The 15,163-nt window shown below is 74.2% G+C and carries 13 protein-coding genes and 2 pseudogenes; 3 read left to right on the forward strand and 12 right to left on the reverse strand.

From position 1 onward, the window contains the following. From IF88_RS47695 to IF88_RS0108080, 4 genes and pseudogenes are all read right to left on the reverse strand, one after another. Positions 1-184, reverse strand: a pseudogene (locus tag IF88_RS47695) (hypothetical protein); the annotation flags it as partial. Positions 185-279: 95 nt separating this feature from the next. Further along, positions 280-601 (reverse strand): annotated as a pseudogene (locus IF88_RS40130) (GNAT family N-acetyltransferase); the annotation flags it as partial. Positions 602-663: 62 nt separating this feature from the next. Further along, positions 664-1,041 (reverse strand): VOC family protein, encoded by a 378-nt coding sequence (locus IF88_RS0108075; RefSeq protein ID WP_030708733.1) that lies wholly within the window; start codon positions 1,039-1,041, stop codon positions 664-666. Positions 1,042-1,050: 9 nt separating this feature from the next. Further along, positions 1,051-1,701, reverse strand: coding sequence for a TetR/AcrR family transcriptional regulator (locus IF88_RS0108080; protein WP_051836588.1), 651 nt, complete (start codon positions 1,699-1,701; stop codon positions 1,051-1,053). A 74-nt stretch (positions 1,702-1,775) separates the two neighbouring features. Here IF88_RS0108080 and IF88_RS0108085 point away from each other — a divergent pair, with 74 nt between their 5' ends. Both IF88_RS0108085 and IF88_RS0108090 read left to right on the forward strand, forming a co-directional pair. After that, positions 1,776-2,984 carry an FAD-dependent monooxygenase gene (locus IF88_RS0108085; RefSeq protein WP_051836590.1) on the forward strand — a complete coding sequence of 403 codons (1,209 nt, stop codon included), beginning with the start codon at positions 1,776-1,778 and terminating at the stop codon, positions 2,982-2,984. Positions 2,985-3,023: 39 nt separating this feature from the next. Next, positions 3,024-3,473, forward strand: a complete 450-nt coding sequence (locus IF88_RS0108090) for a nitroreductase family deazaflavin-dependent oxidoreductase (RefSeq protein WP_051836592.1) — start codon at positions 3,024-3,026, stop codon at positions 3,471-3,473. A gap of 10 nt (positions 3,474-3,483) precedes the next feature. Here the strand turns inward: IF88_RS0108090 and IF88_RS0108095 are convergent, their stop codons facing one another. The 4 genes from IF88_RS0108095 to IF88_RS0108110 all read right to left on the reverse strand — a co-directional run bounded on the left by IF88_RS0108095 (position 3,484) and on the right by IF88_RS0108110 (position 9,705). Continuing rightward, positions 3,484-5,049 (reverse strand): phytoene desaturase family protein, encoded by a 1,566-nt coding sequence (locus IF88_RS0108095; protein ID WP_030708742.1) that lies wholly within the window; start codon positions 5,047-5,049, stop codon positions 3,484-3,486. Further along, positions 5,046-7,208: a serine/threonine-protein kinase gene (locus IF88_RS0108100; protein ID WP_037805584.1), complete on the reverse strand. Its 2,163-nt coding sequence runs from the start codon at positions 7,206-7,208 to the stop codon at positions 5,046-5,048. The genes IF88_RS0108095 and IF88_RS0108100 overlap by 4 nt, the downstream gene beginning before the upstream one ends. Positions 7,209-7,234: 26 nt before the next feature. Beyond that, entirely contained in the window at positions 7,235-8,230 is a 996-nt protein-coding gene (locus tag IF88_RS0108105) for an oxygenase MpaB family protein (RefSeq protein WP_078892765.1), read from the reverse strand. 74 nt (positions 8,231-8,304) lie between these two features. Further along, positions 8,305-9,705 carry a DUF11 domain-containing protein gene (locus tag IF88_RS0108110; protein WP_158754317.1) on the reverse strand — a complete coding sequence of 467 codons (1,401 nt, stop codon included), beginning with the start codon at positions 9,703-9,705 and terminating at the stop codon, positions 8,305-8,307. A gap of 394 nt (positions 9,706-10,099) precedes the next feature. Here IF88_RS0108110 and nadE point away from each other — a divergent pair, with 394 nt between their 5' ends. Beyond that, positions 10,100-10,930, forward strand: coding sequence for an ammonia-dependent NAD(+) synthetase (gene nadE, locus IF88_RS0108115; protein ID WP_030708749.1), 831 nt, complete (start codon positions 10,100-10,102; stop codon positions 10,928-10,930). A gap of 50 nt (positions 10,931-10,980) precedes the next feature. Here nadE and IF88_RS0108120 read toward each other — a convergent pair whose 3' ends face one another. The 4 genes from IF88_RS0108120 to IF88_RS0108135 all read right to left on the reverse strand — a co-directional run bounded on the left by IF88_RS0108120 (position 10,981) and on the right by IF88_RS0108135 (position 15,114). Further along, positions 10,981-12,396 (reverse strand): carotenoid oxygenase family protein, encoded by a 1,416-nt coding sequence (locus IF88_RS0108120; protein ID WP_051836593.1) that lies wholly within the window; start codon positions 12,394-12,396, stop codon positions 10,981-10,983. Between the two features lie 91 nt (positions 12,397-12,487). Beyond that, positions 12,488-12,928: an SRPBCC family protein gene (locus tag IF88_RS0108125; RefSeq protein ID WP_030708754.1), complete on the reverse strand. Its 441-nt coding sequence runs from the start codon at positions 12,926-12,928 to the stop codon at positions 12,488-12,490. A gap of 53 nt (positions 12,929-12,981) precedes the next feature. Beyond that, positions 12,982-14,439: an MFS transporter gene (locus IF88_RS0108130; RefSeq protein WP_051836594.1), complete on the reverse strand. Its 1,458-nt coding sequence runs from the start codon at positions 14,437-14,439 to the stop codon at positions 12,982-12,984. 108 nt (positions 14,440-14,547) lie between these two features. Continuing rightward, entirely contained in the window at positions 14,548-15,114 is a 567-nt protein-coding gene (locus IF88_RS0108135; RefSeq protein WP_030708757.1) for a TetR/AcrR family transcriptional regulator, read from the reverse strand. Between the last annotated feature and the right edge of the window lie 49 nt (positions 15,115-15,163).

The raw sequence follows: 15,163 nt of genomic DNA on the forward strand, positions 1-15,163 counted from the left end.
GAGTGGGGTGGGGCGGGCGGGGCGGGGGGGGCCAGTCGTGCACCTTGGGGGCGCGCGCCCCGCGCAGCATGCCGTCCAGCTCGTCGCGCTCGAACGCCTTCGGGCGGCAGATCAGGATCGCCAGCAGTCTCGCCGCGGTGTCGTCCGTCTCCCAGAGCCGGCGCGCGAGGTCCTGCTGCGTCTTCCGTCCGTCCGTGCGGGATGCAGCCTACGGCGCGTGGTGGGCCGGGGCGAGCGGCCCGTCCGTACGCACGCGGACGGGTCGCGCGCCCCCGTGCGTCACACACCCTGGGTGTCGGCCGCGGGGCGCGGTTCGCGGCGCTTCGCCCACAGGGTCGGGCCGCCACCGGGCAGCCGGACCTCCTCGCGCACGGTGAAGCCGAAGTGTTCGTAGAAGGGGAGGTTGGACGCCTTGGAGGACTCCAGGCAGGCGGGCAGGCCCGCCGCGTCGGCCTTGGCCAGGCCCGAGCGCAGCAGTGCGGCTCCCTGGCCCGTGCCCTGGGCGGCGGGGTCGGCGCCGATCACCGCGAGGTACCAGTGCGGTTCCTGGGGGGTGCTGCGCGGCCGCCTCGACCGCGGCCCCGAACAGCTCGGCGCGGTCGGCACCGGCACCGGCGCCCGCCACTCGACACCCGCCACTCGACACCCGGCACCCGGCACCCGCTAGTGGCGGACCAGACAGAAGGGGTGCCCCGCCGGGTCCGCGAAGATCCGCCAGCCGCGCCCGCCCGTGTCCCCGTCGAGCAGCGTCGCGCCGGCCGCCAGCACCTGCTCCTGCGCGCGGTCGAGGTCCGGAACGCCGAAGTCCAGGTGGAACTGCTGCGGCCGGGTGGGGTCCGGCCGGCGCGGGGGCAGGTGGTCCGCCGCGCGCTGGAAGGCGAGGACCAGGCCCGACGGCGCGTGCAGCGTCGCCCAGTCCGCGTCGACCGCCCAGCGCCGGTCCGGCTGATTGACGTTCCCGCCCAGCAGGGACCGGTAGAACTCGGCCAGCGCCTGCGGATCGGGACAGTCCAGGACCACGCACTGCAGCTCAGCGATCATGACCGGATCCTAACCGTGGTGCGCGAGGACCGCATCGATCATCCGGCGCGCTACGGCGGCCAGTTCGGCCTGGTCCGGGGCCACGCGGGAGCGGGCGAGGGCGCCGGCCAGCCGGTCGTACAGGAGCCCGTCCGTCCAGGCGACCAGCAACTCGGCGGCCTCTTCGGGCCGATCGGCCCCGAGGGCCGCGAGGATGCCCGCGGCCCGGGCCCGGGGCCCCTGCCCCGCCCGGAGGAAATCCGCCTCCAGTGCGGGGTTGCGGGCCGCCTCCAGGCTGAGTTCGAAGCGGGCCAGCTGGCGCTCGCGCCCCACCGTCAGCCAGCGGTACAGCACCCCGGCCAGCGCGGCAGCGGCCGCGTCCCGGTCCGCCACCGGGAGCACGGACGGGCTCCCGCCGTCGAGGTCGCCGAGGTCACCGACGTCGCCGAGGTCCAGTTCGGCAAGCCGCTGGTAGCAGGCGGCGATCAGCGCCGTCCGCGTACGGAAGTAGTACGAGGTGCTGCCCGCGGGCAGCCCGGCCGCGCCGTCGACCGCGCGGTGGGTCAGCCCGCGGAGTCCGGAGGTGGCGACGAGGCCGATCGCGGTGTCGGCGATCAGGGTCCTGCGGTCCGGGGTGCGTTCGCCCCGACGGGGGGTGGCGGGGGTGGGGGGGGTGGACATCCCCTCACTCTACAGCTGTAGAGTAAGGGGATCAGGCTCTACACCTGTAGAGGAAGGGAAGAGGGGGATGCGTGATGTCGGCACTTCAGCGTGACGCGGTCGTGGCGGGTGCGGGGATCGGCGGGCTCACCGCGGCCGTGGCCCTGCACCGACGGGGCTGGCGGGTCACCGTCTGCGAGCGGGCGCCCGGACCGACCGCCGTCGGCGCCGGGATCGTCCTCGCCCCCAACGCCCTGCGCGCCTTCGACGCCATCGGCTTCGACGTCACCCGCGCGGTGGGCCGGGCCGTCCCCGCCGCGATGGGCCTGCGCCGCGCGGACGGACGCTGGCTGAGCCGCGCCGACACCGCCGCGCTCGCCGCCCGCTACGGCGGTCCGCCGCTCGCGGTGCACCGCTCGGCCCTCGCCGACGCCCTGGCCGCCGCGCTCCCCGAAGGCACGATCCGGTACGGCGTCGCGGTCGACTCGGTGGCCGATGCGGACGGGTCCCCGGTGGTCCGCACCTCCGACGGCGACCTCGGGGGCGCCGATCTGGTGCTGGCCGCCGACGGCATCCACAGCCCGCTCCGGCGCCGGTACTTCCCGGACCACCCCGGCCTCCGCTACAGCGGGGAGACCGCCTGGCGCACCGTCCTGCCCGCCGCCGAGGACCGCGCCGAAGCGGTCACCGCCGAGACCTGGGGCCGCGGCGAGCGTTTCGGCGTCGTCCCGCTCGCCGACGGCCGGACGTACGTCTACGCCACCGCCGTCGTCCCCGAGGGCCGCCGCCCCGCCGACGTCCGCACCGAGCTGCTGCGCCGCTACGGCACCTGGCACGACCCGATCCCGGCCCTGCTGGAGCTGATCGACCCGGCGGCCGTGCTCCAGCACGACCTGTACGACCTGGCGGCCCCGCTCCCCCGCTTCCACCACGGACGCCTCGCCTGGCTCGGCGACGCCGCCCACGCCATGACGCCCAACCTGGGGCAGGGCGGCTGCCAGGCCATCGAGGACGCCGTTGTCCTCGCCCACCTGCTGGACAGGGCGCGCGGTACGGACGTGCCGGCCGCTCTCGCCGCCTACAGTGCGGCCCGCTGCGCACGCACCGACGCCATCCGCGTCCGCGCCCGCCGCGCGGGCCGGATCGCCGTCCTCACCCATCCGGTCGCCGTGGCCGTCCGTGATCTCGCGGTCCGCGCGACCCCGGCCCGTGCCGCGCACCGGGCGATGGACGCCCTCTTCGACGGATTCACCCTCCCGGGTGATATGGACAGCGTGCCCGCGGGCGTTGGCACTCGTTGGTGAGGTTCGTTGACCGTTCAACGCGAAGGCAGGCGAAACCGCATGACCACCGCCATCGACTGGGACAACCCGACCGACCCGAGGCCGGGAAGCTGGCAGCTTGACCACGTCAAGCAGTACGTGGCGTCCAACGGCGCCGAGGGCCACGACTGGAACGGCACCCAGACCCTCCTGCTGACCACCGTCGGCCGGGTCTCGGGCAAGCCCGTGCGCACCCCCCTCATCTACGGCGAGGCGGACGGCCGCTACCTGCTCGTCGCCTCCAAGGGCGGCGCCCCCGAGCACCCGCTCTGGTTCCGGAACCTGGCCGAACACCCCGAGGTCCGCATTCAGGTCGGCGCGAAGATCCTTCAGGGCACGGCCCGCACCGCGACCCCCGAGGAGCGCGCCGCGTACTGGCCCGTGATGGTGAAGCACTGGCCCGCCTACGACGAGTACCAGACCAAGACGGACCGCGAGATCCCGATCGTGGTCATCGAGCCGATCGCGTAGGCAGCCCCGGCTAGTGCCCCAGCACCGCCATCGCCGCGTTGTGCCCGGGGACCCCGCTGACGCCGCCGCCCCGGACCGCCCCCGCACCGCACAGCAGTACGTTGCGGTGGGCGGTCTCCACGCCCCAGCGGCCGCCCCCGCCCGAGTCGGCGAAGGGCCAGGACAGGTCGCGGTGGAAGATGTGCCCGCCGGGCAGCCCCAGTTCGCGCTCCAGGTCGAGCGGGGTCTTCGCCTCGATGCACGGGCGGCCGTCGGCGTCGAAGGCGAGGCAGTCGGTGAGGGGTTCGGCCAGGTGCGCGTCGAGCTGCGCGAGGGTGGCGGTCAGCAGCACCTCGCGGGCCTGGTTGTTGTCGTGCCCGAACAGCCGGGCGGGGGTGTGCAGGCCGAAGAGGGTCAGCGTCTGGTAGCCCTGCTCCACCAGCTCGGGTCCGAGGATCGTCGGGTCGGTCAGCGAGTGGCAGTAGATCTCCGAGGGCGGCACGGACGGCAGTTCGCCGGACGCGGCCTCCGCGTGGGCCCGGGCGAGTTCGGCGTACCCCTCGGCGATGTGGAAGGTGCCGCCGAAGGCCTCGCGCGGGTCCACGGTGGTGTCCCGCAGCCGGGGCAGCCGGCGCAGCAGCATGTTGACCTTGAGCTGGGCGCCCTCGGGCGCCTCCTTCGGCGGTTCCTCGCCGAGGAGTTCGGCCAGCGCCCGCGGTGAGGCGTTCACCAGGACCGTACGGCCGACGACCCGGCCCTCCCCCCTGGCCGTACGGAAGACCACCTCGGCCGGAGCGGTCCCGTCCGTGTCGATCCGCAGTACCTCGTGGCCGGTGGCGATCTCCGCCCCGGCGGCCCGCGCGGCGGCCGCGAGGGCGTCCGTCAGGGCGCCCATGCCGCCGACCGGGACGTCCCAGTCCCCCGTCCCGCCGCCGATCACGTGGTAGAGGAAGCAGCGGTTCTGCGCGAGGGAGGGGTCGTGCGCGTCCGCGAAGGTACCGATCAACCCGTCCGTGAGGACCACCCCGCGGACCAGGTCGTCGGTGAAGTGCCGCTCCACCGCCTGCCCGAGCGGCTCCTCGAACAGCATCCGCCACGCGGCCTCGTCGTCGATCCGGGCCCGCAGCTCCGCACGGGTGGGCAACGGCTCGGTCAGGGTGGGGAACACCTTCCGCGCCACCTGCCCGGTGGTCCCGTAGAAGGCGCGCCAGCTCTCGTACTCCCGGTCCGAGCCGGTCAGCCGGGCGAAGGACTCCCGGGTGCGCTGATCGCCGCCGCCGACGAGCAGTCCGCCGGGCCGGCCGTCGCGTTCGACGGGCGTGTACGAGGAGATCGTCCGCCTGCGCACCGCGAACCGCAGGTCCAGGTCGCGCACGATCTTCGCCGGGAGCAGCGAGACGAGGTACGAGTACCGGGAGAGGCGGGCGTCGACGCCGGTGAAGGGCCGGCTGGAGATGGCCGCTCCGCCCGTGTTCCCGAGCCGTTCCAGGACGAGGACCGATCTGCCCGCCCTGGCCAGGTACGCGGCGGCCACCAGGCCGTTGTGCCCGCCGCCCACGATCACGTCGTCGTACACGTCCCGCCCGAAGGTCGTCATGGCTCTTGGTAACACACCTGGCCGAGCCGCTCCAGACAGTGGGCCTCGTCGGCGTGGGCCAGCGCCGTGTCGGGATGCTCGTCGCCCAGGGACCGTTCGCGAATGCCGGACAGTTCCCGGTAGATGGGCAGCGCCTCGTCCCAGCGGCCCAGCCGGCCGAGCCCGACGGCGAGTTCCCGGCGGCTGACCAGGGTGTCCGGGTGCTCGGCGCCGAGCACCTCGGCCCGTACGGCGCCCACCTGCCGGGCCTCGGCCACCGCCTCCTCCCAGCGCTCCAGGCGGCCCAGGTTGACCCCGAGGACGTGCCGCGCGCGCAGGGTCTCGGGATCGGCGGCCCCGTAGGCGCGGGTGCGATCGCGGACCAGGGCCCGGAACAGGTCGAGGGCCTGGGCGCTGTTCCCGGTGCGGCCGAGCGCGATGCCGACCTCGTAGCGGGCGGCCAGGGTGTCGGGGTGGTCGCGGCCGAGTACCCGCTCCCGTACGGCGGCGACCTCGCGGAAGCCGGCCAGGGCCTCCTGCCAGCGCTCCAGGCGGCCGAGCGCGTACGCCGCCTCGTACCGGGTCAGCAGCGTGTCCGCGTGCTCGGGGCCCAGGACGGCGGACCGGTCGGCGGCGACCGCGACGGCGGTGGCGTGGGCCTCCGCGAACCGGCCCAGCGCACCCAGGGCGCAGGCCAGGTTGTGGCGGCAGCGCAGGGTGTCGGGGTGGAGCCGGCCCGTGGTCCGTTCACGGGCGACGAGCACCGCCCGGTAGGTGTCGTACGCCTCCTGGTGGCGACCGAGCCGGCCCAGCTCGTACGCCGTCTCCTGGCGCGCGGCGAGGGTGTCGGCGTGGTCCGGGCCGAGTTCCCGCGTGCGTCCCTCGGCCACGGCCGTGTACACGGCGAGGGCTTCCTCGGGCCGGCCCGAGCGGCTGAGGGCGTAGGCGCGGGTGTGGCCGGCGGCGAGCGCGTCGGGGCCGCTCTCCCGGGGGCCGGGGCCGCGGGGGACGCCGTACGCCACGGTCAGGCGCGGGTCCTCGGCGGGCTCGGGGCGGACGATGCGGACGCCGGGGCCCACGGCGGGCTGCCCGCCGGACGGACGGACGACGGCGTTCCCCCCGCTCGGGCGGAGGACGGGGTGCCCGCCGCTCGGACGGACGGCGGACAGCCCGCCGCCGGGGCGGGCGGCCGTCCAGGAGCCGGTGAGCACGGCCCATTCGCCGCTCGCGGGGCGGGCGTCGATCCCGGCCTTGCGCCCGGCGGTCATCCCGCGGGCCCACACCGGAAGGGGGGCCTGGGCGCCGGGCAGCCCGCCCGGTCCCAACCGGGCCTCGACCAGCCGGCGGTGCACGTGGCGGGCGTCCGCGGGCCGGTCCTCGGGGCGCTTGGCGAGCAGGTCCAGGACCACCCGCTCGAAGGAGGCGGGCAGTTCGGGGCGGTGCTCGCGCAGCGGCACGGGCGGGGTGTCGCGGTGGCCGACCAGCACCGACCAGGAGTCGCCGAGGTCGAAGGGCGGGGCCCCGGTGGCGATCTCGTAGAGGACGCAGCCGAGGGAGTACAGGTCGCTGCGGTGGTCGACCTCGCCGCCGGCGATCTGCTCGGGCGACATGTAGTGCGGGGTGCCCATGGCCATGCCGCCGCCGGTCAGCTTGGCGGTGAAGCCGATGTCGTGGGCGAGGCGGGCGATGCCGAAGTCGCAGATCTTCACGGTGCCGTCGGTGAGCCGCATGATGTTGGCCGGCTTCAGGTCTCGGTGCACGACGCCCTGGTCGTGGGTGTAGCCGAGGGCGGCGGCCATCTGCTCGGCGATGTCGACGACGACGTCCACGGGGAGCGGACGGGTCGCGTTGTCCTCCAGGAGCTGGCTGAGGTTGCGGCCTTCGAGCAGCTCCATGACCAGGTAGAGGGGGCCGCCGGCGGCGCTGTCGTCGCCGAAGTCGTGGACGACGGTGACACCGCGGTGCTGGAGGGAGGCGGCCACGCGCGCCTCGCGCCGGAACCGCTCGCGCAGCACCTGGGTGAAGTGGGCGTCCTGCTCGGCGCCGATCGGCTTGAGGCACTTCACCGCGACCTGCCGGCCCAGCGATTCGTCGCGGGCGCGCCACACCTCGCCCATGCCGCCGCGCCCGATCAGATCGAGCGACCGGTACCGGCCCTGGATCAGTCTGGACTCCGCCATGTCTTAAAGCCGCCCCCGTTGTCGTGCTACGCCCTCCCCGGCCGGTCCAGTATGGCCGCTGATGTACGCAGTGTGTACGGCGAGGGGCGGCTCCCGGGGCCCATGCGGCGCATCGCTTTCAAGATGTGACCTGGAGGCAGCTTCCAGCGCAGACCTGCGGGAATGCTGCGCAACACGCGTCCGGTGAGGCGCAGGCGCCGGGAGGTGCTGCGCGGGGCCGGTGCGGGTCGCCGGTACAGCTGGTGCGCCCAGCCGGGGAGGGAACCGTACGCGAGGCCGGCGAGCGGGCGCCACAGCAGGTTTCGGCCAGGCACGAGGAGGGCGTGGATCGGCGGGGCGCGGAGGAAGTCGTCCACGGCGTGCGCGTCGGGGCCGGCGGCGAGCTCGGGGCGGATCCGCTCGAAGTAGGCGGCGAGCCCGGCGGTGTCGGCGGGCACGTCGGCCGGGTCGAGGCCGACGAGGCGGGCGCCCATGCGGTTCTCGTCGACGTAGCGGTCGGCCTGGGCCGCGGTGAGGCGGACGCCGGAGCGGCGCAGGACGTGCAGGAAGCTGTCGATCTGCGCGCAGTGGATCCACAGCAGCAGTTCGGGGTCGTCGACGGGGAAGCGTTCGCCGGTGCCCGGATCGGTGGCCGAGAGCTTGCGGTGGATCGCGCGGACCCGGCTGCCGGCGCGCTCGGCGGCCTCTGTGGTGCCGTAGGTGAGGGTGCCGACGAAGTCGGCGGTGCGCAGCAGCCGGCCCCAGGCGTCCCGGCGGAAGTCCGAGTTCTCCATGACCCCGCGGACGGCGCGCGGGTGGAGCGCCTGGAGGTAGAGCGCCCGGACGCCGGCGATCCACATCATCGGGTCGCCGTGGCAGTGCCAGGTGACGGACGCCGGGCCGTACAGCCCCGGATCGGCGCCGGCCCCGGACCCTGGTCCGGGTTTCGGCGCAGGTCCTGGTTCCGGTTCTGGTGCACGTCCTGGTTCCGGTTCCGGCGCAGGTCCTGGTTCCGGTTCCGGTGCGGTCGCGGTGTCACCCATCCCGTACCTCCCCGTCGAAGGCGCCCGGCGGTCCCAGCCTACCGATCCGGGACCGCCGTCAGTGGTGCGCGGGCTCAGCGGCCGAGGACCCGGGTGGTGGCCGTGTCCGTGTTGTTCCTCCGGTTTTGGTCCGGGGTCGGGGAGGTGACGGCGGCCCTGGCCGTGACGGCGGGCCGCCGGGTGGCCCGTACCGTGACGTGGAAGACGCGCAGCTGTCCGGCGCCCAGATCCTCGACGCGCCAGGTCAGCGGCGTGGGGGCAGGAGTGCGGCGGTCGGCGCCGGGGGGCGCGTCCGTGACCTGCACCCCGCGCGGCAGGGTCAGGGTGACGGCCAGGTCCGCGGCGGCGAAGGGCCCCTTGTTGGTCACCGTGACGTCGTACGTGTACGCGGCGCCGCCGCGTACGGAGGCCGGTGCGCTCAGGCGGACCGCCAGGTCGGCCCGGGGCGGACCGGCGTCGAGATCCAGCCGTCCGACGCGGTCGCCGCCGATCTCGGTGAACCACATCCGGGCGTCGGGTCCCGCGGTGATGCGGACCGGGAGGCTGCCCGGGTGGGGCAGCGGGTACCGCGCGAAGTCCCCGCCGGGGGTGATCCGGCCGATCCCGTCGGTGAGCTGCTCGGTGAACCACAGGTTGCCGTCGGGTCCGGCGGCGATCCCGTCCGGGCCGCCGTCGGCGTCCGGCAGGGTGTACTCGGTGATGACGCCGGCCGTACTGATCCTGCCGATCCGGTTGCCGAAGAGCTCCGTGAACCACAGGTTCCCGTCGGGCCCGGCGGTGATGACGTCCGGGCCGCTGTCGGCGTTGGGCAGGGGGTACTCGGTGATCTTGCCCTTGGGGGTGATCCTCCCGATCCGGTTGCCGGAGATCTCGGTGAACCACAGGTTCCCGTCGGGCCCGGTCACGATGGACTCCGGGCCGCTGCCGGGATTCGGCAGGGAGTACTCGGTGATCTTCCCGGTGGGGGTGATCCGCCCGATCCGGTCACCGGGGTCCTCGGTGAACCAGAGGTTCCCGTCGGGCCCCGTGGTGATGGCGAACGGTGTGCCGCTGCCGGCGGGCAGGTCGTACTCGGTGATCAGGCCCGCCGTGGTGATGTTCCCGATGCGGTGGCTGATGTCGGTGAACCACAGCTTGCCGTCGGGTCCGGCGGTGATCCCGACGGGGCTGTTGTCGTCGCCGGGCAGCTGGTACTCCGTCAGCTCCCCGGCGGGGGTGATCCGGGCGATCTTCCGGATGCCCTGTTCGGTGAACCACACGTTCCCGTCGGGTCCCGTGGCGATGTCGCCGGGAGAGCTGCCGGCCGTGGGCAGCGGGTACTCGGTGATGTCCCCGGCGTCGGCGCGGGCGGGGGCCGAGGCCACAGGCAGGCTGATCAGGCTGAGGAGCAGGGCGGCAGCCAGCTGGAACGCCCGGCGCGGGCGGCGGCGTCGGGGGGTCCGGGGCGGGGACCCGCACGAGGTGCGTGGGGACATCGGGAGGCGGACCTTTCGGCCGGAGGTCGGGGGCGGGCCCGCCATCGCGGCGAGACCTCGCCGGCGGGTCTGGGCACTGTCGGGCGGCGCTCGAGATCGCGACAGCGGTGTGCTGCGCAATGCCGCGGGGGCATTGCGCACTGCGCAGCGTAGGACCCATGGTGACGGCATGTCAGTCACCACTGGGCCAACAGGCTGACGGCCGGACGAGTGGGTCCGCGGCCGGCCCGCGGCGCCGGGACGCCCGTGCCGGGACCGCGCCCACCTGGCCGGATGCCCTGAGCGTGCGGTCCCGGCCGTCCTCTAGAGTGCTTCCGTCCCCCATCCACGCGCCCGTGGCCCCGGCCCTGCGGCGCGCCCCGACCCCGCCCACGGGCCCGACCGAGGAGCAGCCGTGACCGACCTGGCGTCCATACCTCTGCAGCAGGAGATCGCCCGGGATCTCCAGGTGAGCGCGTCCTTCGACGTGCAGCAGGAGATCGAGCGCCGGGTGGCCTTCCTGGCCGGCCAGCTGACCTCCACGGGCCTGCGCTCCCTGGTGCTGGGCATCAGCGGCGGCGTGGACTCCACCACCGCGGGCCGGCTGTGCCAGCTCGCCGTCGAGCGGGTCCGTGCCGGCGGGCAGGACGCCACGTTCTTCGCGATGCGGCTGCCCTACGGGACCCAGGCCGACGAGGCGGACGCGCAGCTGGCGCTGGAGTTCATCCGGCCCGACCGGATCCTGACCGTCGACGTGAAGGCCGCCAGTGACGCGGCGCTGGAGGCGGTACTCGCGGGCGGCACGGTCTTCCGCGACGCGCACCACCAGGACTTCGTGCACGGCAACATCAAGGCCCGGCAGCGCATGATCGCCCAGTACGCGGTGGCGGGCGCGCACGAGGGCCTGGTGGTCGGCACCGACCACGCCGCCGAGGCGGTCTCCGGTTTCTTCACGAAGTTCGGCGACGGGGCGGCCGACGTGGTGCCGCTCACCGGCCTCACCAAGCGTCGCGTACGGGCCATGTCCCAGGCCCTGGGCGCGCCCGTCGGCCTGACCGTGAAGACCCCGACCGCGGACCTGGAGACGCTGAAGCCGGGCCGGCCCGACGAGGAGGCCCTCGGCGTCACGTACGACGACATCGACGACCTCCTCGAAGGCAAGCCCGTCGGCGAGGCCGCCTACGCGGCCATCACCCACCGCTACCGCCTCACCGAGCACAAGCGACAGCTCCCGATCGCCCCCTGAGCCGGCGCCGGGCCCCGGGGGGAGTCCCCCGGGGCCGCGGCCACCGGCGTTCAGCGGTCGGAGCCGGCGTGGTCGCTGCCGCGATCGCGGACGCTGCCGCTGTCGAGGTCGGCGTCCAGGTCGCTGTCGGGGATCCAGGAGCCGTGGATGCCGCCGGTGACCCGGCGGGGCAGGTGGACCGTGGCGATCCGCTCAAGGGCGGAGGCGTCCAGGACCAGGAGCTGCGAGGCGTCCTGCTTGAGGTCGGAGACGACGGTGAGCAGGTAGCCGTCGTCCTCGCGGGTGGCCCCGGCGGCGGGGACGAACACGGCCTCGCTGGGCAGGCGGGCGTCGCCGGCCTCGTGGAGGTGACGGGCGCCGGTGGCGCGGTCGTACTTGACGATGCCGTAACCGTCGTGACCTTCCTGGTCGGGGAAGGAGACCGCGTACTGGTAGCGGTGCTCGGCGCCGAGGAACTCCTCGTTGAGCGTGGGGAATTCGATGGCGAGGTCGTCGATCACCCGCTCGTCCACGCGGCCGGCGGCCAGGTCGACGACCCAGCGGCGGTTGTAGGAGCGGGTGTTGGGCTCGGCGCCGCGCTCGGGCGCGCCGACCCACCAGTTCCACGAGAGCCGGAAACCCTCCCGGTCCACGGTCGGCCCCTCCAGCACGATCCGGCCCTGGGCGTCCTCGTAGGCGTTGGCGGCGTGCAGCATGCTGCCCGGCTCGATGGGGAACCAGCGGGTCTTCGCCGCGCCTTGCGGGCCGCGGGGCATGACGCCGATGCGCGCCGGCTGTGCGTCGTTCCAGCCGTAGGGGATGCCGGAGTGCTCGGCCGGGTCGAAGGTGACGGTGCCCTCGAAGAACACCACGTGGTTGCGGGTGACGGCGAAGTCGTGCTTGAGAGCGGCGGTCGCTCCCGGCACCTCGGCGCTGTGGCTGATCTGCCCCTTGGCGTCGGCCACGTAGTACGTGAGGAACGGCGGGAACGGCGAGGAGCCGAAGAAGTGCAGCTCGCCGGTGACCGGGTCGGTCTTCGGGTGAGCGGTCATCGCGCTGGTCAGTTTGCCGTCGAAGTCGTAGGCGCCGACGGTGTCGAGGTCCCGGGTGAGTTCGAAGGGGAGGTTCGCCTCGCACAGCGCCAGCAGGCGCCCTCCGTGTTCGATGACGTGGGTGCCGGCGGTACTGGCGGTCAGGTCGGGGCCGCGATCGGTCATGTACGGGGCGCCGTCGAGGGCGGGGGTGTGCACCCAGCGGTTGCGGTACCACTCGGCGCGGCCTTCGCGAAGCCGGATGCCGTGGACCATGCCGCTGCCCTTGAACCAGTGGGTGGGGGTGACGCCGGGCTTGGGGTTGTGGCTGTTGCGGATCAGCCGGCCGGTCAGCTCCGGGGGCAGGGAGCCCTCGACGGTCAGCTCGGTGGCGGTGATCTCGTCGACGGCCGGGGTGTAGTGGCCGGTCAGGTAGGGCTTCTTGTCGGTGGTCATGGCGGGAACCTCGCTTCGTGTAACAGTGACGGTGGCGGGTCGGTGCTCGTGTTCGTGCGGGTGCGGACTTGGCGGGGACAGACGGTCGGCCTCAGTCGGCCTGCTCGGCGCGGGCCTTGAGGGCGGCGAGCCAGGCGGTCAGCGAGTCGTGCAGCGCCCGGCCGAGCTCGGCGGGCGCGGCGTCGACGGGGGCGCCGCTCCAGGACTCCTCGGTGCGGACGGTCACCTGGCTGCCGGTCTGTTCGAAGGTCCACACGTGGACGCCCTCGATGCCGTTGGCCGGGCCGCCCCAGACCAGCCGCTCGCCGGGGACGATCTCGCGGACGGTGGAGGTGATGTCCAGCCCGTGCGTCTTCCAGGTGAAGGAGCGCCCCGGCAGGAGGGGGCCGTCGAGTTCGGCCTGGTCCACGTGGGCGTTCCAGCTGGGCCAGGCGTCGATGGCGGTGTGCAGGGCCCAGACCCGCTCCAGCGGGGCGTCGATCGCGGTGGACAGGCGGACGATGGCGGGAGCGGTCTCGTCGATGGTGAACATGGCTGCTCTTCCTCTCGGTCGGTGTGCTGTCGGTGGTGCGTACGGTCGGGTGGTCAGCAGCGGCCGTCTGCGGCGGGCTGCGGGTCCGGGAGCGGGCCGGCCCCGGAGGGGGCCGCCGCGGTGCGGCGGGTGAGGAGCGGGGCGAGGGCGGCCGTGGCCACGAGGACGGCGGCGCAGACGCCGAAGGCCACGCGGTAGCCGGCCGTGAGTGCTTCGAGCTGCGGCTGCCGGGCGGCCGCGTGGGTGGTGACGGTGCCCGCCAGGGTGGCCAGGACGGCGAGGCCGATGGCGCCGCCGACCTGCCGGGAGGTGTTCACCAGGCCCCCGGCCAGCCCGGCGTCCCCGCGGGCGACGCCCTCCACGGACAGGGCGGTGAGCTGCACGAAGGCGATGCTCAGACCCAGGCCGATCAGGACGCTCGGGCCGAGGATGTCGGCGAGGTAGCTGCCGTCCGCGCTGATCCGGGACAGCCAGAGCAGCCCCGCGGCCTCGGTCAGGAGGGCGCCGGTCACCGTCGCGGTCGCGCCGATCCGGCGGGAGATCCGCGGGGCGAGGGCGGAACCGAGCATGTTCGCCGTGGCGAGGGGGAGTTGGCCGAGGCCGGTGACCAGCGGGCTGGAGCCGAGGACCTGCTGCTGGTAGAGCGGCAGGAAGAAGAAGAGGGCGATCCACACCGAACCGAGCAGTGCCATCAGCGCGTTGCCGACGGTGACGCGGCCGGCGCGGAAGAGCCGCGGCGGCAGCAGCGGGTTCGGGTGGCGGCGTTCGACGAGGACGAACACGGCCGCCAGCACGGCGGCGACGGCGAAGGCCCCGAGGACGGCGGTGTCCGTCCAGCCCGTGCGGCGGGCGGTGGTCAGGCCCCACACCAGGGCGGCCAGCGCGAGGGTGAGGGTGGTGGTGCCGGGCAGGTCGAACCGGCCGCTGCCGGTGACCGGGGTCCGCGGCACGCTCACCGCGGTGCCGGCGAGGACCGGAAGGAGGCCGATGGCGACGGCGAAGAAGATCCACTGCCAGCCCCACGCCTGGGTGAGGACCCCGCCGAGCAGGACTCCGGCCGCGCCTCCCGCGCCGGACACCGCGCCCCACACGCCCAGCGCCCTCCCCCGCCCGGATCCCGGCGGGAACAGGTCCATCACCAGGGCCAGCGCCGCCGGGGCGATCGCCGCCGCGCCCAGGCCCTGTAGCGCGCGGGCCGCGATCAGGACCGGGGACGCGGCGGCCAGCCCGGCCGTCAGCGAGGCGGCCCCGAACACCACGAGCCCCGCGATCAGCACCCGGCGCCGGCCGAGGAGGTCGGCCGCCCGTCCGCCGGCCGGCAGCAGCGCGCCGAAGGCGAGCCCGTAGGCGTTGACCACCCAGGTCGTGCCGCTGTCCGACAGCCCGACGCCGGCGCGGATCTGCGGCAGGGCCACGTTCACGATCGAGGTGGCGAGCATGACCGTGAACTGCGCCCCGGCCAGAGCCGCGAGTGCCGCTCCGGGGCTCCGGGTGGTGGCGGTGATCCTCACACGATCCTCCTTGAGTGGTTAACCACTCACACTTGACGCTGAAGAAAAGGCGGGGCTTTGCGCCCCGCCGACGGGCCCGACCGCGCGCTGACGCGGTCATGCCGGACCTCAGTAGTGCGTGATGCCCGCGGACAGCGTGCGGATCCAGGGGGCGTCCACCTCGTCGGCCCCCATGGAGACGATGAGGTGGCACAGCATGCCGAGCGCGAAGAACTGCTGGACCTGCTCCTCGGTGCCACCGGAGGCGCCGCGGACGTACTCCACCACCCGGGCGTAGCCCTGCCGGACCACCTCGCGCACGGCTGGCTCGGAGACTGCCGCGGCCTGGGCGTGCAGCTGGATCAACATCAGGTCGTTGTCCTTGATCAGCAGCGCGTACGCATCCCCCATGGCCTCCAGCACGACCTCGGCGGAGCTGCCCTTCGCCTCGGCGGCCGCCCGCTCCAGTCCGGCCCGGACCTGGACGAAGCAGTGCTCGACCACCGCGGTGAACAGCAGCTCCTTGCTCGGGAACAGGCGGTATACGTACGCCTGCGAGATGCCGGCCGCCTTCGCCACCTCGGTCGTGGTGGTGCCCCAGTAGCCGCGCGCCGCGAAGGCGCCGATGGCGGTGCGCAGCACCGTCTCGCGGCGCTCTTCGGCGGTGGACAGCTTCCGAGGTCGTTCGTTCTTCATGTGAGTACTCAACCACTCACACTCTTGTGTGTCAACGCCGGGAGCCAGT

Origin of the sequence: Streptomyces sp. NRRL F-2580 (genome assembly GCF_000720115.1) — a bacterium.
Lineage (GTDB): Bacteria > Actinomycetota > Actinomycetes > Streptomycetales > Streptomycetaceae > Streptomyces.